The sequence below is a fragment of the Massilia sp. CT11-137 genome, assembly GCF_047302885.1.
Taxonomy (GTDB): Bacteria; Pseudomonadota; Gammaproteobacteria; order Burkholderiales; family Burkholderiaceae_D; genus Telluria; species Telluria orientalis.
Window position 1 is genome coordinate 3,614,528 of record NZ_JBKYMP010000002.1, and the last position, 26,493, is coordinate 3,641,020.

The 26,493-nt window shown below is 67.1% G+C and carries 24 protein-coding genes; 11 read left to right on the forward strand and 13 right to left on the reverse strand.

The features are described 5' to 3' along the window. Positions 1-16: 16 nt before the first annotated feature. The 4 genes from ACEN98_RS32890 to ACEN98_RS32905 all read right to left on the reverse strand — a co-directional run bounded on the left by ACEN98_RS32890 (position 17) and on the right by ACEN98_RS32905 (position 8,353). The gene (locus ACEN98_RS32890; RefSeq protein ID WP_413389022.1) at positions 17-568 is read right to left on the reverse strand and encodes a hypothetical protein; all 552 of its coding nucleotides are present in this window, start codon (positions 566-568) and stop codon (positions 17-19) included. A 161-nt stretch (positions 569-729) separates the two neighbouring features. Beyond that, positions 730-3,012: a putative bifunctional diguanylate cyclase/phosphodiesterase gene (locus tag ACEN98_RS32895; RefSeq protein WP_413389023.1), complete on the reverse strand. Its 2,283-nt coding sequence runs from the start codon at positions 3,010-3,012 to the stop codon at positions 730-732. 134 nt (positions 3,013-3,146) lie between these two features. After that, positions 3,147-6,932: a beta-galactosidase gene (locus tag ACEN98_RS32900; protein WP_413389024.1), complete on the reverse strand. Its 3,786-nt coding sequence runs from the start codon at positions 6,930-6,932 to the stop codon at positions 3,147-3,149. Further along, positions 6,929-8,353, reverse strand: coding sequence for a glycoside hydrolase family 28 protein (locus ACEN98_RS32905; protein ID WP_413389025.1), 1,425 nt, complete (start codon positions 8,351-8,353; stop codon positions 6,929-6,931). The genes ACEN98_RS32900 and ACEN98_RS32905 overlap by 4 nt, the downstream gene beginning before the upstream one ends. Before the next feature lie 289 nt (positions 8,354-8,642). Between ACEN98_RS32905 and ACEN98_RS32910 the strand changes: the two genes are divergently transcribed. From ACEN98_RS32910 to ACEN98_RS32920, 3 genes are all read left to right on the forward strand, one after another. After that, complete coding sequence (locus ACEN98_RS32910; protein ID WP_413389026.1) at positions 8,643-11,585, forward strand: TonB-dependent receptor; 2,943 nt, start codon at positions 8,643-8,645, stop codon at positions 11,583-11,585. A gap of 80 nt (positions 11,586-11,665) precedes the next feature. Further along, on the forward strand, positions 11,666-11,878 hold the full coding sequence (locus ACEN98_RS32915; protein ID WP_413389027.1) for a hypothetical protein: 213 nt from the start codon (positions 11,666-11,668) through the stop codon (positions 11,876-11,878). A gap of 17 nt (positions 11,879-11,895) precedes the next feature. After that, positions 11,896-12,282 (forward strand): glyoxalase superfamily protein, encoded by a 387-nt coding sequence (locus ACEN98_RS32920; protein ID WP_413389028.1) that lies wholly within the window; start codon positions 11,896-11,898, stop codon positions 12,280-12,282. 9 nt (positions 12,283-12,291) lie between these two features. On the opposite strand, the gene ACEN98_RS32925 is transcribed toward ACEN98_RS32920, so the two are convergent. Then, positions 12,292-13,491 carry a glycosyltransferase family 9 protein gene (locus tag ACEN98_RS32925; RefSeq protein WP_413389029.1) on the reverse strand — a complete coding sequence of 400 codons (1,200 nt, stop codon included), beginning with the start codon at positions 13,489-13,491 and terminating at the stop codon, positions 12,292-12,294. A gap of 414 nt (positions 13,492-13,905) precedes the next feature. On the opposite strand from ACEN98_RS32925, the gene ACEN98_RS32930 reads away from it, so the two are divergent. The 3 genes from ACEN98_RS32930 to ACEN98_RS32940 all read left to right on the forward strand — a co-directional run bounded on the left by ACEN98_RS32930 (position 13,906) and on the right by ACEN98_RS32940 (position 15,876). Then, positions 13,906-14,784 carry a PhzF family phenazine biosynthesis protein gene (locus ACEN98_RS32930; RefSeq protein WP_413389030.1) on the forward strand — a complete coding sequence of 293 codons (879 nt, stop codon included), beginning with the start codon at positions 13,906-13,908 and terminating at the stop codon, positions 14,782-14,784. A 64-nt stretch (positions 14,785-14,848) separates the two neighbouring features. Further along, a complete protein-coding gene (locus ACEN98_RS32935) occupies positions 14,849-15,199 on the forward strand; it encodes a TfoX/Sxy family protein (protein WP_413389031.1) in 351 nt (116 codons plus the stop codon). Positions 15,200-15,315: 116 nt separating this feature from the next. Further along, positions 15,316-15,876: a hypothetical protein gene (locus tag ACEN98_RS32940; RefSeq protein ID WP_413389032.1), complete on the forward strand. Its 561-nt coding sequence runs from the start codon at positions 15,316-15,318 to the stop codon at positions 15,874-15,876. Here the strand turns inward: ACEN98_RS32940 and ACEN98_RS32945 are convergent. After that, complete coding sequence (locus ACEN98_RS32945) at positions 15,873-16,157, reverse strand: hypothetical protein (protein WP_413389033.1); 285 nt, start codon at positions 16,155-16,157, stop codon at positions 15,873-15,875. The two genes, ACEN98_RS32940 and ACEN98_RS32945, sit on opposite strands and share 4 nt — an antisense overlap. A gap of 102 nt (positions 16,158-16,259) precedes the next feature. Beyond that, positions 16,260-16,454, reverse strand: a complete 195-nt coding sequence (locus ACEN98_RS32950) for a DUF3079 domain-containing protein (RefSeq protein WP_413389034.1) — start codon at positions 16,452-16,454, stop codon at positions 16,260-16,262. Positions 16,455-16,632: 178 nt separating this feature from the next. Here ACEN98_RS32950 and ACEN98_RS32955 point away from each other — a divergent pair, with 178 nt between their 5' ends. Beyond that, positions 16,633-17,403, forward strand: coding sequence for a hypothetical protein (locus tag ACEN98_RS32955; protein ID WP_413389035.1), 771 nt, complete (start codon positions 16,633-16,635; stop codon positions 17,401-17,403). A gap of 21 nt (positions 17,404-17,424) precedes the next feature. On the opposite strand, the gene ACEN98_RS32960 is transcribed toward ACEN98_RS32955, so the two are convergent. Beyond that, positions 17,425-19,035, reverse strand: coding sequence for a hypothetical protein (locus tag ACEN98_RS32960; RefSeq protein ID WP_413389036.1), 1,611 nt, complete (start codon positions 19,033-19,035; stop codon positions 17,425-17,427). A 111-nt stretch (positions 19,036-19,146) separates the two neighbouring features. Here ACEN98_RS32960 and ACEN98_RS32965 point away from each other — a divergent pair, with 111 nt between their 5' ends. The 3 genes from ACEN98_RS32965 (at position 19,147) to ACEN98_RS32975 (ending at position 21,873) form a co-directional block, all read left to right on the forward strand. After that, positions 19,147-20,154 (forward strand): S41 family peptidase, encoded by a 1,008-nt coding sequence (locus ACEN98_RS32965; RefSeq protein WP_413389037.1) that lies wholly within the window; start codon positions 19,147-19,149, stop codon positions 20,152-20,154. 191 nt (positions 20,155-20,345) lie between these two features. Next, positions 20,346-20,831, forward strand: a complete 486-nt coding sequence (gene lspA, locus ACEN98_RS32970) for a signal peptidase II (RefSeq protein ID WP_413389038.1) — start codon at positions 20,346-20,348, stop codon at positions 20,829-20,831. 70 nt (positions 20,832-20,901) lie between these two features. Next, on the forward strand, positions 20,902-21,873 hold the full coding sequence (locus tag ACEN98_RS32975) for a family 43 glycosylhydrolase (RefSeq protein WP_413389039.1): 972 nt from the start codon (positions 20,902-20,904) through the stop codon (positions 21,871-21,873). A gap of 15 nt (positions 21,874-21,888) precedes the next feature. Here the strand turns inward: ACEN98_RS32975 and ACEN98_RS32980 are convergent, their stop codons facing one another. From ACEN98_RS32980 to ACEN98_RS32990, 3 genes are read right to left on the reverse strand one after another with little or no spacing between them, the layout of a single operon-like run. Continuing rightward, the gene (locus tag ACEN98_RS32980) at positions 21,889-22,653 is read right to left on the reverse strand and encodes a hypothetical protein (protein ID WP_413389040.1); all 765 of its coding nucleotides are present in this window, start codon (positions 22,651-22,653) and stop codon (positions 21,889-21,891) included. Positions 22,654-22,692: 39 nt separating this feature from the next. Beyond that, positions 22,693-23,478 (reverse strand): DUF2491 family protein, encoded by a 786-nt coding sequence (locus ACEN98_RS32985; protein ID WP_413389041.1) that lies wholly within the window; start codon positions 23,476-23,478, stop codon positions 22,693-22,695. A gap of 5 nt (positions 23,479-23,483) precedes the next feature. After that, positions 23,484-24,224: a hypothetical protein gene (locus ACEN98_RS32990; RefSeq protein WP_413389042.1), complete on the reverse strand. Its 741-nt coding sequence runs from the start codon at positions 24,222-24,224 to the stop codon at positions 23,484-23,486. A gap of 76 nt (positions 24,225-24,300) precedes the next feature. Here ACEN98_RS32990 and ACEN98_RS32995 point away from each other — a divergent pair, with 76 nt between their 5' ends. Then, complete coding sequence (locus ACEN98_RS32995) at positions 24,301-24,792, forward strand: phage regulatory CII family protein (RefSeq protein WP_413338951.1); 492 nt, start codon at positions 24,301-24,303, stop codon at positions 24,790-24,792. Here the strand turns inward: ACEN98_RS32995 and ACEN98_RS33000 are convergent, their stop codons facing one another. Further along, a complete protein-coding gene (locus ACEN98_RS33000) occupies positions 24,793-25,227 on the reverse strand; it encodes a hypothetical protein (RefSeq protein WP_413389043.1) in 435 nt (144 codons plus the stop codon). A 95-nt stretch (positions 25,228-25,322) separates the two neighbouring features. Then, positions 25,323-26,345 carry a family 43 glycosylhydrolase gene (locus ACEN98_RS33005; RefSeq protein ID WP_413389044.1) on the reverse strand — a complete coding sequence of 341 codons (1,023 nt, stop codon included), beginning with the start codon at positions 26,343-26,345 and terminating at the stop codon, positions 25,323-25,325. Positions 26,346-26,493: the final 148 nt, after the last annotated feature.

The following is a 26,493-nucleotide window of genomic DNA, read 5'->3' on the forward strand; positions in this document are numbered from 1 at the left end:
AGCGTTCGTCGATGACTTACGAAATGGATGGGTCCGGGTTGAACTGATTTGCGACTCCAGTCTGGCGGAAGAAGCGGTCTATCTCGGCTTGAGGGTATTGCGAGACCCGGGCCGTCTGGAGACCTTTGCACGCCTCGAGGGGACCGAGCAGTTTGTCCGGCGGGCAGATACCAAAAAGTTCCACATGGGCGAGCCCGGGGATTGCCGTGAGCGGCTCGAGCGACCGGATGGTCGTGGTCTTCCCTGACGCGTCCCAGCCAGGAAGCGTCGACAAGGAGAGTGATGTCAGCCGCGTCAGTCTGGCCAGCGGCCCGAGATCGCTAATCCCGGGCATGTGCACTACGCGTAGATAGCGCAGCATCTCCAGCCTTCCAAGCGATTCAAACGATTCATCAGGAAAGGTGCCGATGACCAGTTCTTCCAGATTAAGCAGCTGGGCCAGGGAGTCGAGGCTCTTGTACCGACAGTGCCATACCATTGCACTGCGTACAGCTTCAGGATGGGCGACCACCGGGAATACGCGTGCCGGGTCGCGCATCGCCTTGAGGTGTGCTCCAGAAATTTCCATCCTGCGAATACGTTCCTGTGTTGGTGTGGCGGGCAAAAGAACAGCGTGGCTCAGTGTACCGGGCCGTTGCCGCCAAAGCAACTAACGGAGGCCGTACGCGTCGCCGCAGGCGTTCGACGAGGTGTTCCCGGCGGCCGGCGCGGGCGCAGGGTGGGTCGACGTTATGTCACGCGCTCCAGGCGCGCGATCAGGTCGGGCAGCGGCAACGGCCGGCAATACAGGTAGCCCTGCATGCACGGGCGCCCGTTCTCGCCGAGGAAGCGCGCCTGCGCCTCCGTCTCGATGCCCTCCGCGACGACGCGCAGGCCCAGGTGATCGGCCATCGCGAGGATGGTCTGCACGATCGCCGTGCCGTTGGCGTCGTGCGGCGTGTCGCGCATGAAGCTCTTGTCGATCTTCAGTTCGTACAGCGGCATCTTCTTCAGGTAGCCCAGGCTCGAATAGCCGGTGCCGAAATCGTCGATCGAGAAGCGGATGCCCAGCGCCGCCAGCTCGCGCATCTTGGCCGTGATGAGGTCGAAGTCTTCGACGAGCAGCCCTTCCGTCACCTCGAACACGAACGCGTGCGGCGTCACGCCCGATTCGTCGAACGCGGCGCGCACCTGGGCGACGAATTCGGGCTGGCGGAACTGGCGCGGGCTGACGTTGATCGACAGTTGCAGCGGATGCCCGGCCGCCTCCAGCGCCAGGCGCGCCTCGCAGGCCTGGCGCAGCACCCACAGGCCGAGGGGGACGATCATGCCGGTCGTTTCCGCCACGGGGATGAAGACGTCGGGCGGGACGAACGTGCCGTCGGCGCGGCGCCAGCGCATCAGCATCTCGGCGCCCACCGGCTCGCCCGCATGGTCGACCTGAAGCTGCAGGTGCATGGACAGCTCGCCGTTGTCGAGCGCCGCGGAGAGGTCGCGGCCCAGCGTCAGCTGGCGCTCGGCCGCGGCCAGCATCCGCGTCTCGAACACGGCGACGCCGTTGCGGCCGGCCGCCTTGGCGTGGTACATGGCCAGGTCCGCATCGCGCAGCAGGTCGGCCACGGACTGGCCGGGGCGCGTGGGCAGCGCGACGCCGATGCTGGCCGTCGAATGGTAGCTCTGGTCGTCGATGACGACGTCGTCGGCCAGGGCGACGCGGATCTTGTCCGACACCGACAGCGCGGCGGCGGTGGCGGCGGCGGGATCGGTGCCGAGGCCGTCGAGCAGCACGACGAATTCGTCGCCGCCCAGACGGGCCACCGTGTCGCCCTTGCGCACGACGTGGGCCAGGCTCTTCGCGGTGTGCTTGAGCAGCGCGTCGCCCGTCGCATGGCCGCGCGCGTCGTTCACGTGCTTGAAGTTGTCCAGGTCGATGTACAGCACGGCGCCGAGCCCACGGCCCCCGTTGGCCGATGCCACCATGGCGTCCAGGCGCTCCGTCATCAGGCGCCGGTTGGGCAGGCCCGTGAGGACGTCGTAGTAAGCGAGGCGGTGGATCGCGTCGGCCGAATGGCGGCGTTCCGTGATGTCGCGGCCGACGACGACCCAGTGGCTGATCCGGCCCGCGTCGTCCGTGAACGGCATGAGTTCCATCTCGACCCAATAGGGGTCGCCGGACTTGGTGTAGTTGACCAGTTCCGCCGTCGCCGGCTGGCCGCTGCGCATGGACTCCACGATGCGCTCGACGACGGCCGGATCCGTGCCCGGCCCGTGCAGCACGCGCATGCTGCGGCCGACGATGTCGGCGTCGCTGTAGCCGGTGCGGCGCTGGAACGCTTCGTTGCTGAAGATGATGGGCTGGTCGCGGTCCGGCGTGTCGACGGCGCGCGCGATCAGCACCATGTCGTTCAGGCGCGACAGCGCGGCCGACGTCAGGCGCAGTTCGGCGTTCACCGCCTGCAGCGCATCCTTCCCGCTCTCCAGCGATTTGGCGAAGCCGCGCACTTCGTCCAGCGAACGCGATAACCCCTTGAGCAAGGTGCTGCACGTGAGCGTCAGCAGCGCGCCCACGCACGTGAAGTTCAACGCGACGAGGAGCGCGACGATGATCGGGTCGTGGCCCATGTCCACCAGCGACGACTGGAAGTAGCCGATACCGAGGATGAGGATGATGGCGCTGGCCGCGAGGGCCGTCAGCGCCGGGCCGGTCCCGAGCAGGATCGCCGCCATCACGGGCGGCGCCATCAGGTAGTTCTGGCTGACCGGCCCCACGTTCAGCATCAGGCAGATGGCCACCATGTAGATGATGGCGAGGAAGTTCAGGACGCGGAAGGTGTACGGCAGGCGCTTCAGGCGCCACAGGGCGAACAGCCAGCCCAGCGCGGCGCCGTCCATCGCGGCCACGGTCCAGACGCCTTGACGCAACACGACGACCGCACTGGGAATCGCCGCGATGGTGCCCAGGACGAGCACTATCGACAACAGGCGCGAGAAGATCCGCGCGCGCCATTGTGCGATATCGTCAAACCCTAGCATCAAGTTGTATCCTCGCGGCGCGGCCGGAAAGGTCCGGCCGATGTTCTCGTGAGGCAACATTGTAAGGCCCGGACCGCTTACTGTCACGCGGGACACTATCAGGTGTTGCTGTCTTGTGACTGACAGTTCAACAACTACGGCCCGGCCCGCCCCTTTTCCGCGTCGCCGGACACCCCACCGTGGACGGCACGCAACACCTCGAGCCGCACCGGTTCCAGCGCATTGGCCGGGTCGCCGTCCGTCGTGACGGCGAGCGCGATCGTATTGTCGCCGTGCGGGTCGAGGATGCCCGGCGGGATCACGAACACCCGTTGCGGCCCGACGTGCGCGATGAACTGCCCGACATTCCAGCCGTTGACGAAGATGAGCGCGCGGTTCTCGCGCCCGGAGCGCGGCCGCGTGGTGTCGCCGAACGCGAGGCCCAGCTGGACGTCGTGCCCGCGCGGCAGGTCCAGCTTCACCTGCGTGCGCAGCCAGTACGTGCCCGGGGCCGGCGGCGCGTCGTCCGGCCGCGCGCGCGCCCACCCCTGCCCCGGCGCGCCCGGCAGGTGCCAGCCCGCCCGTTCGCCGTACAGGCCACCGTCGTTGTACGGACCGCGCACGCGGTCGGCGATGTCCTCGCCGCCCTGGTTGCCCTGGATGCGCCAGCGGATCGGCACGGCGAACCGGCGCCCCCCTTTCGACGTCAGCGACGCCGCGATCAGGCCGCGCGCCTCGCGGTGCGCGTCGTCCGCCATCAGGTCCCAGTTGTGGGAATCGTTGCGGACCATGACCGCGACGACGTGCGGCCCCGGCGCAAGCTTGCCGAGGTCGAAGCGCACGGTGTCCGTCGTCTCCGGGAACGAGCGGCCCGTGTCCAGCTCGTGCTGGCCCAGGAAGCGGCCGTCGACCCACGCCTGCAGCATGCCCGCGCCACCGCCGCCATAGAAGAGTTCCAGGCGGTTCGCGGCGGGATCGCTGGCGTCGAAGCGGCCGCGGTACCACACGTCGCCATGATGGAAACCGTAGTCGCTCATCGCGAGCGTGGGCTGGCCGCGCTCCGGCAACGTCCACGTCTGCGCGGCCGACGGCCGGTTGTCCGCCTGCACCCAGGCGCTATCGTCGAAGCCGGGCTGCGCCTCGGGACTGTCCATGCGCCGCGTCCAGGCCACGGTGCGGAGGTCCGGGACGGCGACGGGCACCGGACCGGCGAGCGGCACGGTGCTGCGCAGGCTGCCGTCCGGCTGGCGCGCCATCATCAGGGCGGTGCCGTTGAACGAGACCCCGGCGATCTCCGGCCCCCAGATCTCGAGCGGACTGGCGGCCGCCGTATCGCCCGCCAGGTGCAGCCGGCCGCCCTCGATGCGGGCGGCACGCACGAGCGCCGGCGTCAGTTCGAGGACGCGGCCCGCCGGCGTGTCCTGCATCCAGAAGCGCTGCGACGTGTCCTCGTCCGCGACCAGGAGCAGCAGCGGCGCGCGTCCACCACCCGTGATGCGTACGCGCGCCAGGCCCGTGTGCGCATACGCGAGCTTCAGGTCGCCACGCGCCGCGTCGAACGTCGTGCGCACGTCGCCCGCCAATACCTCGACCTTCGGTGCGGATGCATAGCGCAGCACCGTCTCGCCGTTCTCGCCGTCACGGCCGTGCAGCAGCACGACGTCGCGCGCCCCGTCGCGCAATTGCGCCTGCAGTTCGGACGTGGCGTACACGAGGTGCTGGCGCTCCAGCGCGTAATCGGCCAGCAGCATCTTCGCGTCCTGGCCATTCAGGCGCGCTGCGATCGTGTACGTGCCGTCGCGCGTGGTGACGTCGAACGAGAACGCATCGTCGGTCAGCAGGTCGGACGGACCGTGCACGGCGAACAGCACGTGCGTGCCGAGCTCCGTGTTGACGTTGTGGTAGAGCCGCACGCGCGGGTTCGTGGTGCGGATCTCCGGGCCCTTGTCCATGCGCGCGAGCACCGGCGCGGCCGCCTGCACGAACATGCCCTGCTGCTTCAGCGCCAGCGCCTTCGGACGCAGGCCGCGGTCTTCCGCGATCGGGGCGCCGTAGTCGTACGACGTGTACACGATGGGCCCCGGCAGCCAGCCCCACGACGTGCCGCCGAACGCCATGTAGATGTTGTGGAGCGTGATGCGGTTCATCAGGTTCGTCCCGTAGAACACGCGCTGGTAGCCCTTGCCCTGGCGTTGGGCCGTGCACGCGTACGTGCCGTTCGAGCCCCAGTAGTCGAACCAGCCCGCACCGATCTCCGCCACGAAGCCGGGCGTACCGGGGGAGCTGGCCGCGCCCGCCTTCGGTCCCGGCGTCGCGTAGATGCCCCAGTCCGGCGCCTTGTTCGGGCCCGCCGGATTCGCGTGGACGTCGCAGGCGCCGCCCGGATAGCCGTCGAACGCATACAGGTCCACCGGTCCCGGATTCGCCCACGGCGCGGACGATGCCGCCGGCGTCCAGTCGGGCAGCCGGCCCGCAGCGTTGTGGAACAGCGGCACCGTGATGCCGTCGGCGCGCGCCTTCGCCGCCAGGTGCGCCATCTGGCGTACGTGTTTCGGCTCCACCTTGCCCAGTTCATTCTCGAGCTGGTAGGCGATCACGGTACCGCCGCCCGTCGTCGCCTGGTGGCGCGCGATGATGGCGTCGATCTGCGTCATCCATTCGTCGACGGCCGCCAGGTAGGCCGGATCGTCCGTGCGCGCCTCCGCCCGGTTGCGGAACATCCAGCCGGGGAAACCGCCGCCGGACAGCTCCGCATTAACGTACGGCCCCATGCGCGCGATCACGTACATACCCTCTTCTTCCGCGATCTCGAGCGCGCGCTCCACGTTGCGCACGCCGGAAAAATCGTAGACGCCCGGCGCCGGCGAGTGATAGCCCCAGTCGAAATAGAACGACACGCCGTTGAACCCGACCGCCTTCATCTTCTGGATCACGTCGCGCCACTGCGCGGGGTCGGGCAGCCGGAACGGGTGGATCTCGCCGGACCACACGACGATCCGCTTGCCGCCGACCATCAGCGAGTACGGGTCCCAGCCGACCTGCCGCGGCTTGCCGCGCGGGCGAACGGCGGCGGCGACGTCCTGCGCACGGTCGGCCAGCACGTCCGGCGCGGCCACGCCTGCCGCCACGCCGGCCAGCGGTCGTTGCGCCGACCACGTCTTCATGCCATCGGCGCTGTCGGCCTGCCACGCATGGCCCGCCGCGTCGGCGAAGACCAGGCGCCAGCTGCCGTCCGGCCGGCGCGCGAGGCCGATGCCGGGTGCCGCCAGGCCCAGCGCATCGAGCGTCCGCTCGACGGTCCACGGCCCCGCCAGGTCGCCGGCCCGCGCCAGTACCAGGCCGCCGTCCGCGCGCCGGCGCGCCAGCGCCACGTAACCGCCGCCATCCTGGACGATGGCCGCATCCTCGTACCTGTCCTGCAGGCCCGTCAACGCACGCGGCGCCGGCGCGGTCTCCGGCGCCAGCAGCGCGGGCCCGCGCGGCAGCGCGACGACGAGTTCCAGGCTGCCGTCGCGCGCACGCACCCAGCGCGGCGCGCGTACGGGACCCGGCATCGGCACGGTGCGTTCGAACGTCCACTGTTTCAGGTCGCTCGAGCGCGCGAAGCCGATCTCGTTGCCGGCCCCTGCCACGTACGCCACCCGGTACCGGCCGCCGTCGCGCACGAGCGCCGGGTCGCGCAACATGCCGCGCGGCGGCGCATATGCTTCCGACGCCTGCATGACGAAGGTCGTGCCGTCGTCCGAACGGAAGATGCTCAGGCGGTCCGGCAGGCCGGGCGCCACGGCGGCCATCAGCCATGTCGTGTCGGCCCGGTTCGCCCGGTCCCCGGCGCGCGCTGCCGTATCCGACGCTTGCGGAATGCCCAGCTCCTGCGCGACCGCGGGCACGCAGGCGAGGACGGCGGCGGCGAGCGCCGCGCACAAACGGCGGCCGCTCATGCCCGCACGTCCGCGCGGTTGTCGAAGCCTTGCACGTGCTCGGTGACGACCGGCGTCCCGCGCACCGTGCGCACCGCCACGTCGCGCAAGCGTATGTCGCGCACCGGCAGGTCCGCCTCGCCCTTCACGCGGCAGACGAAGCCCGCATCCTCGACGCGGATGCCGGACACGAACAGGCCTTCGATCGGCGTGAGGCGGCGCTCGAGCGTGGGCACGAGCGTCTTCCATTGGTACAGCACGTCCGTCTCGACGGCAAGCACGCCGCCCTTGATGCGGGTGGCGCTCACGTTCCTCATGTGGATGTTGCGGACAAAGCCGCCGCGCCGTTCGTTCGTCTTCACGTACAGCAGGTTGTTGATGGTGCTGGGCACGGAGGAATCCGCGTGATCGAAGTGGCAGTCGTCGACGAACACGTTCTCCACGCCGCCCGACAGCTCGCTGCCGATCGCCATCAGCTGGTGGCCATTCTTGATGCGGCAGCGGCGCATCACGATATTGCGCGACGGGACGCCGAGGCGCCACGCGTCGCGGTCGCGCCCGGACTTCACGGACACGGCGTCGTCGCCCTGGTCGAACGTGCACTGGTCGATCAGCACGTTCCGGCTCATCTCCGGATCGACGCCGTCGTTGTTGTGGCCGTGCGCCGCGATGTCGACCCGGCGGATCACGACGTCGCGGCAGAGGTAGGGATGCAGCACCCAGAACGGGCTGTCGACGATGTGGATGTCTTCCACGAGCACGTGGCGGCAGCGGTTGAACTGGATGAAGTGCGGACGCAGGTTGGCCTGGCCCGTCGTCATGTCGCGCCGTGCCACGGGCACGCCGTCGCGGCACGCCATGTTGTACAACGCGACCAGCGCATCCATGTGCGCCTGCGGCCGCGCATACCATTGCTTCCACACGTCGAGCCGCGCGCGCAAGGTGCCGCGGCCCGTGACCGCCACGTTCTCGCACTCGTATGCATACACGAGCGGCGAATAGTTCATGCATTCGAGTCCCTCCCAGCTCGTGGACACGGCCGGCAGGTAGTCGCGCGGGTCGGGCGAAAAGACGAGTGTCGCGCCGTCTTCCACGTGCAGCGCGACGTGGCTCTTCAGGTGGATCGGGCCGGTCAGCCACGTCCCCGCCGGGACGACGACGACACCGCCGCCGGCCGCATGCGCCGCCGCGATGGCGCGCGCGAGCGCGGTGCCGGTCGCCGCCTGGTCGCCGCGCACTGCCCCGTACGTCACGATGTCGAAGCGGGGCGCGCCCGAGAAATCGGGCACGGCGATGGCGGGCATCGTGAACGGCGCGTCGACGCGGACTTCGGACCTAGGCAGCGTGCCGGCGGATCCCGGCATGAAGGCCTGGCAGCCGGCCAGCACGGGCACGGCAACGCCGGCGCGCAGCAGCGCGCGCCGTGAGAGGGAACTGGGCACTGAACGTCTCCTTTGATGGTGCACCGCGCACCTTGTGAGCGCATATTGTGCCGCCTGCGCGGACACCGTTGTCGATTCGCCATGCAAGCGCTCAACAACGTGATTATTACCGCGATCGGACCGGACCGACGGTTCGCTCAAGCATGCTTAGCGCTACCATGCCCCCGTCAATATGACCGCACGAGTCATCGATAACGACATGGAGACTACAACGATGCGTTTCACCGCAACCCCTCGGAACATTCATCCTCTTTCACCCCGCAGCCGCATCAGTATCGGCGTCCTGGCGATGCTCGCTTCGCTGCATGCACACGGCCAGGAGACGGCCGCGGCGGCCGATGCGGCGCCCGTCGCCACGACCGCTGCCGACGGCAAATCGTCCGACAGCGTCGTGGTCGTGACGGGCTTTCGCGCGAGCCTGAACAGCGCGCTGAACACGAAGAAGAACAGCGACGGCATCATCGACGTGATCAAGGCCGAGGACATCGCCAAGTTCCCCGACGCGAACCTCGCGGAATCGCTGCAGCGCGTGCCCGGCGTGGCGCTGGCGCGCGGCGACGGCGGCGAAGGCAAGCAGATCACCGTGCGCGGCCTGAACGCGGGCTTCACGCGCGTACGCATCAACGGGATCGAGGGCGTGGCGGCGACGGGCGCCTCGGACATCAACGGCAGCACGAACCGGGGCCGCGGCTTCGACTTCTCCGTGTTCGCGTCGGAGCTGTTCAACAGCCTGGAAGTGCGCAAGACGTCGGAAGCGGACATCGAGGAAGGCTCGCTGGGCGCCACCGTCGACCTGCGCACGGCGCGGCCGTTCGATTTCAAGGGCCGCACGTTCAGCATCGGCGGCCAGGAAAGCCACAACTCCCTCTCCGGCAAGACGCAGCCGCGCGTGACGGCGCTGCTGTCGGACCGCTGGGACACGGGCTACGGCAAGGTCGGCGCCCTGCTCTCGGCCGCGTACTCGAAGCGGCGCGCGACGGAAGAAGGCTACGAGGCGGTGGAACTGCTCAGCGCCAGCAACGACGGTGGCTTCTGCTCGCCCGTCGGCGTGTCGCCGCAGGTCCCGGGCAACGATGCCGTCAAGGGCATCACCGCGACGACGTGCGGCACCGGCATGCCGCGCGCGACCGATCCGGCCGCGTACAACGGCGTCATGGGCCGCAAGGACAATTACGGCGGCACGGTCGCGAATCCGGCCGCCGGCTCGGGCGCGTTCGCGCCGCGCATCCCGCGCTACCGCCGCTCGCAGACCGATTACGAGCGCACGGGGATCACCAACTCCTACCAGTGGCGCAATGCGGACAGCGAACTGAATCTGGACCTCATGTACGGCAAGTTCGCCAATAAACGCTACGACAACTACATCGAGGCGATCTCGTTCGGCCGCAACCTCGGTTCGAACGGCAAGCCGCAGACGTCGATCCTGGACGCGCATTTCGACCAGAACGGCAGCTGGGACTACGGCAAGTTCAACGGCGTGGACGTACGCACCGAAGGCCTGCTGGACGTGTACACGACCAAGTTCCGCCAGCACGTCCTGTCCGGCAGCCACAGGTTCAGCGATACGGTGAAGGCCGACTTCATGGCCGGTAACTCGAACTCGAACCTGAACGAGCCGATGCGCGCCACCGTGCAGTTCGACGCGCCGAACGTGAACGGCTTCTCGTGGGACTTCCGCGACAACCGCAACGTCCCGACGCTCAACTTCGGCATCGACGTGAGCAATCCGGCCAACTTCCAGTTCGCCCCACAGGATGCCGCCGGCAACGTGCGCGGCATGTTCGTGGGCCGCTACCTGGACACGACCAACAAGCTGCAGACCCAGGCCGCGAACGTGCACTGGGAGATCAACGACCACGTGACGAGCCACTTCGGCATCTCGGCCCGCAAGAACATCTGGACCAACTACGAGGTCGGCAACAGCGCGAATGCGGTCGCGCTGCCGGCCGGCGTGTCGATGGCCGACATCTCGCGCCAGATCGGCGGCTTCGGCTCGGGCCTGGGCGGCACCGGCGTGCCGGGGTCGTGGGCGGCCGTCGACCTGCAGAAGTTCCTCGGCGTCGTCAATACCGAGTGCCACTGCGATGCCGTGCCGGGATCGCAGTACAACTACCTCGCGCAGACCAACCGCCGCGTGGAAGAAAAGATCAATGCGCTGTACGGCATGGTCGACTTCAATTACGACCTGTTCGGCGTGACGTGGCGCGGCAATGCCGGCGTGCGCGGCGCGGAGACGACGGCGACATCCACGGCGATGATCAACGTGCAGGGCCAGCTGCAGCCGAACACGGGCACGAAGAAATACCGCGACTGGCTGCCCGCCTTCAACCTGACGGCGCAGCTGCCGAAGGACGTGTTCCTGCGCTTCTCGGCCGGCAAGACGCTGTCGCGGCCCGAGTACACGGACCTCGCGCCGAATGCGACCGTATCGCCGATCTCGCAGTCGGTCTCGATCGGCAACCCGAACCTGGACCCGATCCGCGCCAACACCTACGACCTGCAGGCCGAGTGGTATTACGCGAAGAACGCGATGGTCTCGCTCGGGCACTTCCGCAAGGACATCAAGAGCTTCATCCAGAGCGTCAACGAGCGCGTGCCGTACAACACGCTCGGACTGCCGAACGAACTCCTGATCCTGAACGGCTGCTCGCTGACGGGCGCTCCGATCTGCCAGACCCTGCCCACGACGGAAGTCAACGTGAGCCGCAAGGTCAACACGGCCGGCGGCCCGCTGAAAGGCTGGGAATTCAACCTGCAGGCGCCGTTCAGCTTCCTGCCCGGCTTCTGGAGCAATTTCGGCCTGCTCGCCAACGCGACGCGCGTGAAGTCGCGCATCACGTACATCACCCGCGTGGACAACCCGGCCACGCCGGCGAACGAGCAGCTGACGCAGGTCGCGGACTTCACGGGCCTGTCACCGCGCACCCACAACCTCACGCTGTACTACGAGGACGCGAAGTTCAGCGCGCGCGTGTCGGCGGCGCACCGCTCCAGCTATATCTATGCCGTGCTGGGCGACGTGGCGGGCCACGACTACACGATGGTCGACGGCTCCACCAACATCGACATGAGCCTCTCGTACAACATCACGCCGCAACTGCGCGTGTCGCTGGAGGGCCAAAACCTGAACGACACGCCGCTGCGCTACGGCCGCGACACGCAGCGCAACGACACGCTGCTGTACGTGCATTCGGGCCGCTCGTTCGTGCTGGGGCTGAACTACAAGTACTGAAGCACGGGGTGTGAAAAAGTGCGAGCTTCAGGGCGCGGCGATCTGGTATTCTTTCCGTTTTCCTGCCATCCCGCCGCGCCATGTCCTTTTTCGCACGTAACGCACGCTTTCTGTCACCGGCCTGCATGCTGTTCCTCGCCGCCACGCGCATCGTGGACGCGGTGCGCTCGGGCGCGACCGCCGACTGGCTCGCGGGCGTCGGCTTCGCCGGCGTGGCCGTCATGCTCCACCTGACCCTTGGCGCGGCGCACCGCAAGCGTCTCGCGGAAGCCCGCCAGGACGGCAGCGCCTGATCCTGCAAGGAGGTTCCATGTACACCCTGTCCCGCGTCACTCCCATCCTGCGCATCTTCGACGAAGCGAAGGCGCGCGAGTTCTATATCGACTTCCTCGGCTTCAAGATCGACTGGGAGCACCGCTTCGAAGGCGGCGACTTCCCCGTCTACATGCAGGTGTCGCTGGGCGACTGCGTGCTGCACCTGTCCGAGCACTACGGCGACGGCAGCCCGGGCGCGTCGATCCGCATCGCCGTGCGCGACCTCGACGGCTACCAGGCCACGCTGCTCGCGAAATCGTTCAAGTATTCGCGCCCGCACATCCAGACGATGCCGTGGGGGACCCGCGAGATGACGATCCGCGATCCGTCGCACAACCGCCTGTCGTTCGAGGAACCGGTCCCCGGGGCCGACGCGTCTTGAGGCTTTGCTTCAATCCCGGCCGTCCACGGCGGCCAGCACCTCGTCCACGCCGATGCGCGTGACCCAGTCGTCCTGTTCCGGCACCATGAGCACGGTGCTGCGGGCCCGGTCGATCGGCGCCCACTCCGGGTGATTGCGGCGCATCAGCGCGATGACCGGCACGCCGACCGCATTCGCCAGGTGCATCACGGCCGTCTCCACGGAAATGACGAGGCTGCACAGCCGCAGCACGGCCGGCAGCTGGAAGAAGTGCTCGTCCGCGCTGAACAGGCGCACGTGCGCCAGGTCCGGACCCGCCCGCCCTTCGAACAGCCGGCGCGCTTCCTCCTGCGCTTCCGGCACCACGTTGACAACGACGGTGACGCCGCGCCACGCAAGCCGGTTCTTCAGCGCGCGCGCCAGCGCGGCCACGCGTTCCAGGGGCCACGTGCGGTCGGGCGATTTCGAAAATGCGTTCACGAACACGACCGGTTTGCCGACCGTGCAGCCCCACGCCGCGAACTGCGCGTGCGCGCTGCGTACCCAGCGCTCGGGGATGTCCAGCCGCGGCATGCGCGCGGCCGGCGGCACGTCCACGCCGAAGCAGCGGGCGAACCAGCCCGCGTAGATGTCGCTGATGTGCTGGTGCGCCGCCTCCGCGGGACCATACACGGGCAGCGCCGCGTCCAGCTTGCGGTAGCCCGCCCAGCGCGACGGCGCGTGCAGCAGGCGCTCGGCCGGCTTCGTCAGGCCCACGACGAAGCCGCGCGGGCTGATGCGCCGGGCCAGCCGCGCATAGCGGTGGCAGTCGACGACGGCCAGCGACGCGACGACCGGATAGCGTTCGGCGCGGGCGTCGTCGACCGACTGCTCGAACGCGGCCGGGCTGTACGTGCTGTCGTAGACCCGGTCGATCCACGGGCAGGCCGCGAGCCAGTCATATAGCGCGTACCTGCGCAGGTGCGGCCACGCGGCCGGATCGGCCGTGCGGCGCCGTTCGTCGACCCACACGTGGATGCGCACATGCGGCCACGCGCGGGCGAATGCGCGCAGGCACGCCTGCAGGTAAGTGAAATCGCCGATGGCGAGGTGGGTGACGAACAGGATGCGGTCGGCGCGCGCCAGCACACCGGCCGGGACGAGCGGCAAGGCCGCCGTCGTGTACCGTGCCGCCTCGCGGGCGGCGCGGACCGGAACCGCTCCGGCATGTGCGCGCGCTGTATTCACCATCGTCCTTTCCTTGCGTGGGTTGCAGGCATTATGCGCAGGACGGCGCACGCGATGTGTGCGGATAAAACTCTTTTACCCTTCTTTACCTCCCTTTACAGTCACCCCGGCACCACGCCGTCGATGCCGACGATGCCCCGCTGCGCGCAGCGCGTCCACCTCCTTGTCGCGGTGCGTGACGATGAGTACCTGCCGTCCACGCGCGTGGGCAAGGCCCGTGTCGTAAAGTGCCGCTGCGCGTCGTACGAACTGACCCCGATCGGCAAGCGGCCCGGCGCCGTGTTGCGCACCTGCGCCCCCGTCGAAACCGTGCAGGGCCGATCGCCGGTACAGTGCCGGCCGCAATCGGGCGACTGTGCCTGTCGATGCCGCCGCCCCTTGCGTAGACTGGGCTCATCCCAACAACGCGAGACCCGCATGGCACGCCACCCGTTCAAGACCGTCGACGTCTTCACCGCCACCCCGTTCCTGGGCAATCCGCTCGCCGTCGTGTTCGACGCCGACGACCTGTCCGCCGCGCAGATGCAGCGCATCGCCAACTGGACCAACCTGTCCGAAACGACGTTCGCGCTGCGCCCGACGCAGCCTGGCGCCGACTACCGCGTGCGCATCTTCACGCCCGGCGCGGAGCTGCCGTTCGCAGGTCACCCGACCATCGGCACCGCGCACGTGCTGCTGGAAGCCAGCAAGATCACGCCGCGCGACGGCGCGCTGGTGCAGGAATGCGCGCGCGGCCTGGTCCGGCTGGACGTAACGCAGGCAGGCGATGGCGCCCGCTGGATCGCGTTCGAACTGCCGGCGACGACGATCACCCCGCTGGATGCGGCGCAGGCGGACGAGGTGGCGCGCATCCTCGGCACGCCGCTGGCCGGCAGCACCCCGCCCTGCCTCGTGGATGCCGGGACGCGCTGGGTCGTCGCGCAATTGCCGGACGCCCGCGCGGTGCTGGCCGCCAAGCCCGACCTGGCCCGCATGAAGGCGCGCGATGCCGCAAGCGGCAACACGGGCGTGATCGTCTTCGGCCCGCATCCCGACGGCGCCGCCGCGCGCATCGAGGTCCGCGCATTCGCTCCGGCGCACGGCGTGGACGAAGATCCCGTCTGCGGCAGCGGCAACGGGTCCATCGCGGCGTATTTGCGGCACACGGGCCAGGCCGACGCGTTCGGCCGGGACTTCCTGTCCAGCCAGGGCGCCGCGCTGGGCCGGGCCGGCATCCTGCGCCTGCAGATCGCGGACGATGCGATCCGGGTGGGCGGCAACGCCGTCACCTGCGTCGACGGTCGCCTGACGTTCTGAGGTCTTGATCGAACCGCCGCGCCGGGCTACGCTGGCGGTTTCGATCACGGCACGGAGAACGCGCATGGCAACGGACAGGAGCTTCATCGACTACGTCGCGGAAGTGGTGGGTTTGGGGGCGCGGCTGACGCACCGGAAGATGTTCGGCGAATACGCGCTGTACGTCGACGACAAGGTGGTCGCCTTCGCCTGCGACGGCAGCCTGTTCGTCAAGCCGTCCGACGCCGCCGCACGGCTCGCGCCCGACCTGCCGCAAGGGCCACCCTACCCCGGCGCCAAGGACTATCCGATCGCGGACGAATTGCTGGACGAGCCGGAAGCGCTGCGCCGCCTGCTGCTCGAGACGGCGGCGATCATGCCGCCGCCGAAGCCGAAGAAGCCGGCCGCACCGCGGGCGAAACGAGGTGCTGGCTGAGCGCGCGATAACACCGTCTGGCGCCCGAATAACGCCGTTCGTCGCAAACGGCGGGCCGACCGTGTGCCGCTTGCGCTATCGTCCTCCGTAGTCCTCAACCGGCTTTCGGAACAACCATGAACACGATCCGCGTCATCCTCTGCGCCACCGCCGTCCTCGCGACCACGACCTTTGCCCATGCCGGTCCATCCGGCGAAACCCGCCACAGCTCGACCATCTCGATCGACGCCCATGAGGGCGATGGCCCCGAGCGTTTCGGTCCGCGCCAGAAGCCCGCGTCGGGGCAGCCTTACGTGCAGTCGACGAGCCGGTGGACCGAATTGATGTTGAAGGACGATGCGGTGGTCATGCAGCTCACCGATTACGGCATGAAGCAGATCGGCGAGCCGCAGGACGCGCGCGACAAAGACGAAGGCTTCCTGGGCAACATGCTGAAGACGATGGCGCTCAGCGGCGTCAGGCAGTTACTCGACCACAGCCTGGCGCTGTCGCTGGCCGACATGCGCGCCGCGCTGGTTCGACGCGGCGAAGTCGTCCTCGTCACGTGCCAGGGCAAGGAAGTCTTCAACAAGGTGAAGGTCAACGAGCAGGTACAGACCTATCCGCAGGATCAGGCGGAGGAGTTCGTCAAGAACGTCAACCGGCAGCGGGAAAAGTTCCCCGCATGCCGGACCTAGGCCCGGCGCCGCAAGCGTTTATCGTAAGCGCGCGCATAACCGTCGACGACGTGCGCCGGCAACATGGTCGCGATGCCGTGCAGGATGAGGGGCAGCAGCACGAACTCGTCGATCGTGCCGAGCACGGGCACCGCGACATTCAACGGCTCCACCGCGAACAAGGCGAGGACGGCCAGTGCCGGCACCAGCCACCCGGGGCGATGTTCGTGCCGGACGGCGTACCACAGCAGGCGCAGGTCCTGGCCGGCGACGGTGCGCCACAATGCAATGAGACGTTTCAAGGCGGACTCCATGGCTTGGGACGTGTCGGTAGCCTGTACATGGGTCGTACTGGGCCCGAACGCAATAGGCCACCGAAAAAATCGCTGCGAACCGGCCGCTCCTCAGCTCGCTGAAGCGTCGGCGTCATCGTTCGAATCGAGTCCCCACGCCTGCCAGTCATCGCCGAATAATTCGACGGGATGCTGCGTGCGCACCGAGCCGTTTCCGCATGCAAGTGAATCTGCAGGGCAATATTTGTCGCATCCCCAGCAAACACGCTCCGGGTGTACGGGATAAATCGGAAATTTCTTTGCCATGTATCGAGTATGGTGAGTTGTGCAGTGGTTTTCCTTAATCTATGTCAACTCATTCTGGAACCAATCAGGGTGAGCGCTCGATGCCGGCTGTGACCGTTCGTGACTTTTTCGTTTCAGTAAGTTGCTATGCTGAACTCGCGATGATCGTTAAAACCTTGGAGCCAACTTGCGAAACATCATGCGATTCTTCTCCAGACCGCTTTCCCGTGGCATGGTGCTGCTCCTGATGCTGAATGCCATCCCCACATACGATACGATGTTCGACAGCTACCGCCCTTCCTGGACTGCCCTCGGCAGAGATGATCTGGAAGATAGAACCGGCACCTTCGTGCGGCTGAAGGAGGACGTCGTGTTCGCCGTCAACCTCGACAGCTTCGACGCTCACTTCAACGAGCGTTGGCATCGCCTTCGGATCGGCTACCCGTTCAGTCCCGTCACGATCGACTTTGAGCAAAGAAAGAAGCAGGTCCAGGGGCGTATCGAGACGAACTGGCTCTTCATGAAGCTTGGGATCACCGGCGTCCTGTGGGCATTGTTGGAGTTGTGTCTGTCGCTCATAAAAGGTGAGCGCCGCGTCGTCCACGACGATGCCCCCACGCGTAGCCTGAACAACGCCTTCATGCACGGGGTCGCGGCATATTCCGCGTTTGCGTCGGCGCCGCTCTTCCATAACAACCTTACCTGGTTGGCGGCCGCGACGATCTGCGTGTACGCGGGGTGGCACCGTCGGGCGAACCTGGCCGCTTTCCTCGGTGGGATTGTCGTGGCCGTCGTCGGCTGGACCACCATCGGAGTCTTGCGTTCGCCCGACGTCGACGCAAATACCTTCCTGGTGGTCCCGTTCGCGTTGCTGGTCCTCCTGCCGCAAGCACTTGCGGCTTATGTCGTGGGCCGGGCCGTCTTCACGATAGTGCGACGACGCCACGACCGCATGCAACGTGACGCTTGACCATGCACCGATCCGGCGCCGTCACCGTCCCGCCCGATAGCTGCAGGTCTTCAAGGAACCGTGGGCAGGATCCCCGAACGTGGCGTTCGAGCAGGTCACGGGACCGGTCAACACCTTGGTCACGTTTTTGGTTTCGGTACCGTAACGCACCCGATTGGTTCCGCTGAGCTGGCAGATGGCGCCCTCGCCCGCGCACGGCGTCCAGGCGCTCGCCGCGGCGGTTTTCGCCTGCGCGGCCGGCGCCGCCGTGGTCACGTCGGCATAGCTGCAGGCCTTGGCCAGGCCGCGCGCCGGGTCGCCGAACACGGCCGTCGTGCAGGGCGTCGATGCGGTCACGATCTTCGACGTGTACGCGCCTTCGCTGCCGAATCTCACTTCGCGCGTGCCGCCGAACCGGCAGACCTTGCCCTCCGCGGCGCATTCGGTCCAGGAGACCGCTTTCGCACGCGCCGTGGCGCCCCGCACGTCGAAGGCGCCGAGGTCCAGCGCGCCGGAAACGGGGCGCGCCTCGCCCGCCGCGACGTCCTTGTACTGCCCCGTCGGCACCAACGGCACGCCGGCGGCCGACTTGCCCGGGTCGGTGCCCGCGCCGATCACGAGCGCGCTGGCGAAGCGCCGCAAGCTGCCGGTCGAACGATCGGCGATGTCGGCCGCGAGAGCGCGGTAATTGTTCTTCAGTACTGCGCTGGACTGGGTACTGAGTATGCCGTTGCCGACGAAGATATTGTTCTGGATGAGCGCCGGCGTCGAAACCTTGCCGCTGACGAACAGGAACGTCCCGCCGGCGAAGTCGTTCACCACGGTGTTATTGACGAAGTACAGGTCCTGGCCCGGATTGGTCGCACCTTCCTCCCCGTACGCCACGATGGCCGGATTCTGGTTGGCGGCCGGTTGCTGGATGACGTTGCCGATGACGTAGGATGTGCCCGCGTTCGGGAGGTCGATCTCGTAGCTCGGCTGGCCCGAGGCCGTGCTGCCCTTCTCGCCCGGATTCGTGCTCGAGAAGCGGTTGTAGACGATCGTGTTCGTCATCGCGCGCGACTTCAGGTTGTGGCCGACGTTCGCATCGTGCGAATAGTTGTAGCGGAAAGTCAGGCTCCTGGCCTTGCCGATGTACAGGTTGTGGGTCTGGCCATCGCCGAAGCCGTTGTGACCGAACTCGGTGTATTCGACGAGGATGTCGCTGTTCTCGTTGTGACCGCTGAGAATGCCGTTTTCGTTATCGTGCAGGAAGCTGTGACGCAACGTGAAATTGGTGCCCTCCAGGCGCAGCGCCGCACCGTTCTGGTCGGCGACCTTCGCGCCCGTCATCTCGACGTTGTCGACGACGATGTCGTTGCCCGTCACGACCCACGTACCCTTGCCGCCGTTTTCCTTGCCGGCCGCGTCGATCCGGGGGCGGCCGTTCACGCCGCGGATGGTCAGGCCGTTGCGGGCGATCCTGCAGGCGTCGCCCTGGTACGTGGTGCCGCCTTCGATCTCGATGGTGTCGCCGTCCCGGGCGGCGGCGACGGCGGCGCACGGTGCGGAAAACGCCTTGCCCGGGCCGACGGACAATGTGGCGGCGGAAGCGCTGGCGCTGACGGCCGCGGCCAGCAACATGGTGAAGATCGGGCTGGGAACGTTATGCATGAGGCGAGCTTAACACGGCATGGTGTCGAATATGATTACCGAACCGATGTGACAATCCACGCATTTTCCCGGGCAGCCTTTCCGATAACCTGCTCAGCGAGGGGGAAAGAATTGAAAAGAAACCTGTTCATCCTGTTGATCTTGCTGTCGTTGGGGCTGGCCGGCACCGTCGTTGCCCTGCCGGACCTCTTCCGGCCCGACCTGTCAGTCGACGGCACGACGCGCGCACAAACGATCGATACGCTCGTCGCCCGGCTCGACCAGCACTACGTGTTCCACGACAGGGCAAGGCAGATCGAAATGTTGCTGCGACAGCGGCAGCATGATGGCGCGTACGGCGCCATCACAAGCGGCGAGCGATTCGCCGCGCAGCTCACGGCCGATATGGCGTCCGTGGCCCACGACCTGCACATGAAGGTGAAGTTCAGCCCGAAGCGGTTGCGTCCCGGCGTCGAGCCGGATGTCATGCCGAGGGCGGCATCCGGCGCCGCCCGGGCCCGATATGCCGGTGTCGAGCACGTCGGCCATCTGAGTCCCGCCATCGGCTATCTGCGGATATCGTCATTTCCACCCCGTGCCGCGGTGGCGGGAGCGTATGCGTCCGCACTGGACAAGCTGTCCGATACCGACGCGCTCATCGTCGATGTGCGCGACAACGGGGGCGGCGACCCGGCATCGGTGGCGCTGCTGATCAGCTATTTCGTCGACGGCCCCACGCGCCTGAACGACATCTGGTCGCGCGATTCCGGCAGGACGACACAGACCTGGACCGAAGGCGCACTCGACGGCAGACGCTATGGCGGCAGGAAGCCTGTCGCGATCCTGGCCGGGCCGGGGACGGCGTCCGCCGGCGAAGATTTCACCTATACGATGCAGGCGTTGAAACGCGCCACCGTGGTCGGGGCACGGACGTGGGGCGGTGCCCACCCGATCGCGTTGTATCGCCTCGGCGACCATTTCTTTGCCGCCATCCCGCATAGCCGGACCATCAGCCCGATTACCCACACGAACTGGGAAGGCTCAGGGGTCATGCCGGATGTCGCTGCGAAGCCCGCCGATGCGCTCGCGGTGGCGAACGACATGCTGCAGAAGCAGCTCGACGCGGCCCCGTCCCGATGAAATGACGCATCAGTTCAACTTTGACCGTACACTGTACGGATGACATCGACTGCCACCGGTAGCGTCATCGAATCGATCCGGCGAGCCTTGTACGATCAAGCGCGTCAAGGTGTTGCTGCGCAATGAAGCCGAGGGTTACGTGTACGAAGAGACGGTCGATGTCGACCTCACCATTCAAGACTAGCTGACGCATGACTTCCTTTAGCCCCCTGCTCCGCACCGCTGTCGCATCGCTCGTGTTCTTCGGCCTCGACCGCCTCTCCAAGATCGTCATCGTCGAGCGGCTCGACCTGGCGTCCGTCCACCAGATCCCCGCCTGGCCCCCATACTTGAATTTCGTGATGGCCTGGAACAAGGGCGTGAACTTCGGCCTGCTGAACGGGTTCGACGCCCGCTGGCTGCTGGTAGCGATCAGTATCGTCGCCTCCATTGCGCTGGCATTCTGGGTACGCAACAAGTCGGGCTGGCCGTTGCTGCTGGCGTCCGGCGCCATCATCGGCGGCGCCCTCGGCAATGCCTACGACCGGATCGTGTACGGTGCGGTGGCCGACTACATCAACGTGAGCTGCTGCGGGATCGACAATCCGTACTCCTTCAACGTGGCCGACGTGTGGATTTTCGGCGGCGCGCTATTCCTCGTCCTGGCGACCGGCTCCAGCAGGCACGGGAAAGTTTAGTTATCGATATCATTTGTCCCAAAAGCTGTGCTAGCATGCACATTCTTTTACTATTCGACCACGAGCCGCCATGCACCTGACTCGCCGTTTCTTCGCCGTTCTCGTACCCACCCTATCGCTCGCGCTGGCCGCCCAGGCGGCCGCACCGGAGGCGGGCCGGCCCATCGCTTCGCGCTTCAATGCCGACCCGTCGCCGCACTTCTTCCCCGCCGCGAAGGGCGACAAGTTCTACCTGTACGCGACGGACGACGCGTCGAACACCGGCAAGTACTGGGATTCCGTCACGTGGCGCCTGTACACGTCGCCCGACATGAAGACGTGGCGGGACGCCGGCGTGCCGCTGGCCGTCACCGTGTTCAAATGGGCGCAGCCGGATGCGAAGGCGTGGGCACCGGAAGCGGCCTACCGCAACGGCAAATACTATTTCTATGCGCCCGTCGGCGGCGACAAGATCGGCGTGGCCGTGTCGGACCGCCCGGACGGCGGCTTCGTCGATGCACGCAAGGATCCGCTCGTCGACCGCGAGCGCGACGTGAACGCGGGCGACGAGCCGATCGATCCGGCCGTCTTCATCGACAAGGACGGCCAGGCATACATGTACTTCGGCACGCGCGTGCCGAAGGTCGTCAAGCTGAAGCCGGACATGATCTCGCTGGACGGCCCGATCCGGATCGTGAAGATCGACGGCCTGCCCGCGTCCGACCCGAAGAAGAAATATGGCGAAGCGCCGTTCATGCACGAGCATAACGGCGTGTACTACTTCTCGTTCTCGTCCGGCTGGCCCGGCCAAATCCTGTACGCGACCGCGAACTCGCCGATGGGCCCCTTCACATACCGCGGCGTCATGATCGACTACCTGAAGATCTCGACGAACCACCAGGCCATCCTCGAACACGACGGCAAGAGCTGGGTGTTCTACCATGACGCCCTGCTGCCGGGCGGCGGCGGCTACCGCCGCTCGATCGCCATCGCGCCGCTCGACTATAACGCGGATGGCACGATCAAACAGGTCGCGGTGAAGCCGGGCCAGCCGAACGACTGACCCGGGATCTCGTCCTCAAGCCGCCGTCTTGCCCGACAGGCGCTTGAGGCGTTCCAGCGCGCTCTCGCCGGCCGTTTCCGGCTGGCTGACCGACTTGCGGATCGCATCCAGTTCCGCCTGCTGGTCCAGCGGCTTCTGGCCGATGTCGGCGACGATGCGCAGGCCCGACGCTTCGTTCGTCACGGCCTGGGCGCGGCGGGTCAGCGCGGACAGCGCCGTCGAGTTGCCACGCATGCTCGTGAGGCCATTCAGCTGTTCCTGGCGCTCGAGGCGCAGTTGCTGCAGCTCCTTCTGCGCGTTGGCGGCCGCCAGCGCCTGCATCGCCTTCCTGGCCTGGGCGTCGAACTCGGCCAGCTGCTTAGACAGCGCATCGACGATCTTCTGCAGCTCATCCATGTACGCCTTCGCATCCGCCTCTTCCTGGATTTCCTGAGGCAGGCGGGCCTTGTTCGCTTCCAGCTCGTCGCAGAACATGGTCACGGTCGCTTCCGAGATCGTGCCGGCGGCCAGGCGCTCGGCCAGCTTCTCGGCGGCGCGTTCATCGTTCGCGATCAGGTTCTGCAGGTTCACCACGTCGCCATGCTCCTTGTCGAACGACGCGCGCGACGTGGCCAGCAGTTGCGCCGTTTCGCGCAAGGTGGCGACCAGGCGGTCGCGGTCGGCCTCGGTCGCGGTTTCGGGGTCGAAGTTGGCGATGGCCTCGGCGATGCGGTTGCCCAGTGCGCCGAAATGCTTCGTGACCAGTCGTGCGGTCAGGCCCCATCCACTAGCGTTGCTCATTGTTGTTCCTTTCTGCGGTGAAGAAAACGGTTCATACGGTTATTGGATGACGATGCGTTCCTGCTCCATCGGGATGCCGATGACGAAGTCCACGTGGATCCCGCGCTTGCCCGCGTCGCCATCGACGCTTTCCACGATCTCCGTCGTGATCAATAAATATTCGCGGCCGCCGTCCGCCAGCTGGCGCACGTACGGCATGAAATACATTTCCTGGCGCAGGCCGTGCTGCCCTTGCGCATCGTCGATGCGCGTCTCGCGGCCCTTGAACGGGTTGACGAACTGCGCCTCGCGCCCGCCGGCGTCGCGGGTGTAGTCGAGACGGTCCGACTCGCCGAACACGGTCGTCAGTTCTTGCGCCCCCAGCATGTCGGCCAGCTGTTCGCGCCACAGCGTGTAGCCGGCGTCGCCCAGGCCGTAGCCGGCCACGCCCGTGTACGCATCCTGGTCGTCGGCCGTCTCCGGGATCACGCGCGCCAGCTGGGTGCAATACAACACTTCGGCCACCTTGCCGTCGTCGCCGCAGAACACCTGCAGGAATTTCTCGTCGGCCGCGTCGTCGCCCTTGTCGAGGTACAGGCGGTACAACTCGGTGTCGGGTTGCAGGCGGATCTGCGACACGGCGAGAATGCGCGTGTCCGCGGCGGCCGGCATCGCGATCAGCGAGCCGTTCGCCTGCGCCCGGATGATCGGCGACATCTGGACCTGCACGACGCTGCCGATGCGCGCGCCCAGCGGCACGTCGTCGTCGGCGCGCGTCTCGCCCTTCGTCACGCCCTTGTTGGCGGCCACCGCACGCACGTAGCTGAAGACATCCTTCCAGGCCATTCTCGTCAATTCCTTTCGAACGAATAATTCGGTTTCTTGGCTTCCCGGCCGCGGCGCAGGCGGCGCCACGCGAAGTACAACCCCCAGCCGATCAGCGCCAGCACGCACAGGGTCAGGAACACGCCGAGGAACGACGTGCCGCCGCCGGAAGGCGCGGGTGCGGTTCCACCCGCATAGCCGTTGTTGTTCGCATGCGCGCCGCGCGCCGCGTTCGCGATCATGGCACCCGCGATCACATGACCGAGGCCGCTGTCCTGGCGCACGATCACCGGCGGCTGCTGTTGCTGCACGGGCGGCGGCGCATACGTCGGCGCGCTCCGTCCCTGCTCGTACCCGGGCACCGGCCGGGTGTCCCGCGCCGCATCGGCCTGCGCCTGCCGGCGCGCGTCCAGCGTGCGCAGCGCGTTCGCTTCCGCCGTGTTCCTGTCCAGCTTCCGCGACAGCGCCGAATCCGATTTCTGCGGCGTGGCGGCGCCGCGGCTGAACGAACCGAAGCCGCCCGACGATCTACTCGGTTGCGGCGCGGCGTCGGGTGGCGCCGAACGCCGGCTGAACGAGCCGAAGCTGGTGCCGCTCGACTTCGCCGACGAATACGACGGCTTCGAAGGCGACGACGGGCGCTGCGACGAAAAGCCGCTCTTGAAAGAGCTCGACGAGGACGGCCTGGCGTCGACGGTCCCGACATGCGCCAGCGGGAGCACCAAGGCCAGCACGAGCGCGACGTTATAAGACTTCAACATGGTCATGGAAGCGATCGAAAGTTAGAATCAGCATAACGACCGCGATGGTCGCACGCACCGGTAAAATTAGCAAAGGAATACCATGACCCGCCGTTACCTCGACATGAACCAGCACGATGCCCTGTACACGGTGGCGCGCAAGTACCCCGGCGGCATCGATGCGCTGGCGCGCGAGCTCGACATGTCCGCCAATGTCTTGCGCAACAAACTGTCGCCCACGATCGCATCGCACTATCCGTCGTTCGAGGAGGTGTCGCAGATCGTCGAATGCTGCCACAAGGCCGGCGTGCAGGAAGCGCACCTGCCGCTGCACGCGCTGCTGGTGCGCCACGGAATGGCGGCGTTCGTCGTGCCACAGCCGGAGCAGGCGCGCCAGGACGACTTGTCGCAGACGGTCTGCCGCGTGATGAGCGACGTGGGCGCCGTGGCCGAGGCGGTATCGACCGCCCTGCTCGACGGCACCGTCACCCCGGCCGAGGCCGACCTGATCGAACGTAAGTTCCATGCCGCGCTGTCCGCCCTGGGCGCCTGGCGCGCACGTCTGCGCCAGGAGACCGAGGCCGGCATCCGCTGATCAGGAACGCAGCCGGCGTTCGGGCGCCGCCGCCTGTTCTGCGCGGGCCGCACTGCGCAGCGAGCGTAAAAACAGTCCAAGCCCTCCGAAGGCCAGCGCGAGGATGCAGATGAGTTCAAACGCCGACATCGTGCGCAGCGACATGTTCACGGACGCGATCACGCCGAACACGAGGGCCGCGAAGGCGCAGATCGCCAGTAGCCAGCCCAGCACGTTGCGGGCGTTGTAGAAGATCGTGGCGATGCCGATCACGAGGGGAATGAGGACGATCCCGCCCGTGATGCCGTAGCCGCCCACGCCGAACAGGCGCGTGCCGAGGCCGAAGCTGGAACTCACCACCACGCTGTTGAGCAGCAGGTAGAAGCCCCCGCACATCAGGACCAGCCCCAGGAAGAACTGGCCCGTTCCTCCGCTCGTACCGCCCGCACCGTTCATTGTGTCCTCCGTCTTGTTTTTGTTGCGATGGCGACAACAATACCAGACTTTCCGGTCACATTGCCAGTGTGCCGGGCGGTAAAGCAACGGTTAAATTACCGGGGGGCGTCGGGCACCGGTTCGCCAAAATCCGGCATCCCGTCCGCGCGCCAGCGGATGACCTGCGCGCGCGTGTGGCGGTTCGGGTCGTGCAGCGAATCGCCCTGGATCTCGCGGTAGTTGCGCGCGTGGTAGACCAGCACGTCGGTCTTACCGTCCGGCGTCGTCGTGAACGCGTTGTGTCCCGGCCCCCACTGGCCGTTCTTCTCGCTGCTCCTGAAGACGGGCTCCGGCAGCTTGGTCCACGACTTCGGATCGAGCAGGTCGGCGTCCGCCGGCGCGCTGACCATGCCGAGGCAGTAATTCGCATCCGTCGCGCTGGCCGAGAACGTGACGAACACGCGGCCGTGGCTCACCAGCACGGCCGGGCCTTCGTCGACGGCGAACTTGACCTTCTCCCACGCGTACTCCGGCTTCGTCAGCAGCACGGCCGGGCCCTTGATCGACAGCGGCGTGTCCATCTTCGCCAGATAGATGTTGGTGCCCTTGCTGCCGTCGGGCGCCGTCTGCGTCCACACGAGGTAGCGCTGGCCGCGGTGTTCGAACGTGGTGGCGTCCAGCGAGAACGATTCCCAGCCCGTCTTGACCTGGCCGCGTTCGACCCACTCGCCCGCAAACGGATCGGCGGACGCGTTTTCCAGAGCGTACAGGCGGATTTCCCACGGATGCTCCGCGCTGCCGGCCGTGAAATAGATATACCACTTGCCGCCGATGCGGTGCATCTCCGGCGCCCAGATGTGCGCACCCATCGCGCCGGTCGCGTGCTTGCGCCACACCGTCTTCGCCGGGGCGGCACCCAGGTCGTCGAGGGAACGGGCGCGGCGGATCTCGATGCGGTCGTATTCCGGCACGGTCGCCGTGTAGTAATACCAGCCGTCCGGCTGCAGGCTCACCTGCGGGTCGGCGCGCTGCTGCACGAGCGGATTGTGGAATACGGGGTCGGCGGCGTGGGCCGGCGCGAATGCGGCCGCGGCACAAAGAACCAGCGCCGGCAGGGCGCGAAGGGCAAAGCGATACATCGGACCTCCAGATAAAACGTAGGGTGGGCGCCCCGCGCCCACGCGGACGTTTGCTTTCGCGCGGGCACGGGTGCCCGCCCTACGGCTGGCGGCGATAATCGCATGATAATCGGGTACCCCTCACCCGACCAATAGAATTTTTCGCGCG

Bases quoted from the DNA above. Each gene is read 5' to 3' on its own strand.
- ACEN98_RS32960 (WP_413389036.1), bottom strand. From the start codon at position 19,035: ATGCATAACGTTCCCAGCCCGATCTTCACCATGTTGCTGGCCGCGGCC.
- ACEN98_RS32990 (WP_413389042.1), bottom strand. From the start codon at position 24,224: ATGACCATGTTGAAGTCTTATAACGTCGCGCTCGTGCTGGCCTTGGTG.
- ACEN98_RS32995 (WP_413338951.1), top strand. From the start codon at position 24,301: ATGACCCGCCGTTACCTCGACATGAACCAGCACGATGCCCTGTACACG.
- ACEN98_RS32920 (WP_413389028.1), top strand. From the start codon at position 11,896: ATGTACACCCTGTCCCGCGTCACTCCCATCCTGCGCATCTTCGACGAA.
- lspA (WP_413389038.1), top strand. From the start codon at position 20,346: ATGACTTCCTTTAGCCCCCTGCTCCGCACCGCTGTCGCATCGCTCGTG.
- ACEN98_RS32925 (WP_413389029.1), bottom strand. From the start codon at position 13,491: ATGGTGAATACAGCGCGCGCACATGCCGGAGCGGTTCCGGTCCGCGCC.
- ACEN98_RS32890 (WP_413389022.1), bottom strand. From the start codon at position 568: ATGGAAATTTCTGGAGCACACCTCAAGGCGATGCGCGACCCGGCACGC.
- ACEN98_RS32975 (WP_413389039.1), top strand. From the start codon at position 20,902: ATGCACCTGACTCGCCGTTTCTTCGCCGTTCTCGTACCCACCCTATCG.
- ACEN98_RS32900 (WP_413389024.1), bottom strand. From the start codon at position 6,932: ATGAGCGGCCGCCGTTTGTGCGCGGCGCTCGCCGCCGCCGTCCTCGCC.
- ACEN98_RS32930 (WP_413389030.1), top strand. From the start codon at position 13,906: ATGGCACGCCACCCGTTCAAGACCGTCGACGTCTTCACCGCCACCCCG.
- ACEN98_RS32895 (WP_413389023.1), bottom strand. From the start codon at position 3,012: ATGCTAGGGTTTGACGATATCGCACAATGGCGCGCGCGGATCTTCTCG.
- ACEN98_RS32955 (WP_413389035.1), top strand. From the start codon at position 16,633: ATGCGATTCTTCTCCAGACCGCTTTCCCGTGGCATGGTGCTGCTCCTG.
- ACEN98_RS32985 (WP_413389041.1), bottom strand. From the start codon at position 23,478: ATGGCCTGGAAGGATGTCTTCAGCTACGTGCGTGCGGTGGCCGCCAAC.
- ACEN98_RS32910 (WP_413389026.1), top strand. From the start codon at position 8,643: ATGCTCGCTTCGCTGCATGCACACGGCCAGGAGACGGCCGCGGCGGCC.
- ACEN98_RS32940 (WP_413389032.1), top strand. From the start codon at position 15,316: ATGAACACGATCCGCGTCATCCTCTGCGCCACCGCCGTCCTCGCGACC.
- ACEN98_RS32950 (WP_413389034.1), bottom strand. From the start codon at position 16,454: ATGGCAAAGAAATTTCCGATTTATCCCGTACACCCGGAGCGTGTTTGC.
- ACEN98_RS33000 (WP_413389043.1), bottom strand. From the start codon at position 25,227: ATGAACGGTGCGGGCGGTACGAGCGGAGGAACGGGCCAGTTCTTCCTG.
- ACEN98_RS33005 (WP_413389044.1), bottom strand. From the start codon at position 26,345: ATGTATCGCTTTGCCCTTCGCGCCCTGCCGGCGCTGGTTCTTTGTGCC.
- ACEN98_RS32980 (WP_413389040.1), bottom strand. From the start codon at position 22,653: ATGAGCAACGCTAGTGGATGGGGCCTGACCGCACGACTGGTCACGAAG.
- ACEN98_RS32915 (WP_413389027.1), top strand. From the start codon at position 11,666: ATGTCCTTTTTCGCACGTAACGCACGCTTTCTGTCACCGGCCTGCATG.
- ACEN98_RS32935 (WP_413389031.1), top strand. From the start codon at position 14,849: ATGGCAACGGACAGGAGCTTCATCGACTACGTCGCGGAAGTGGTGGGT.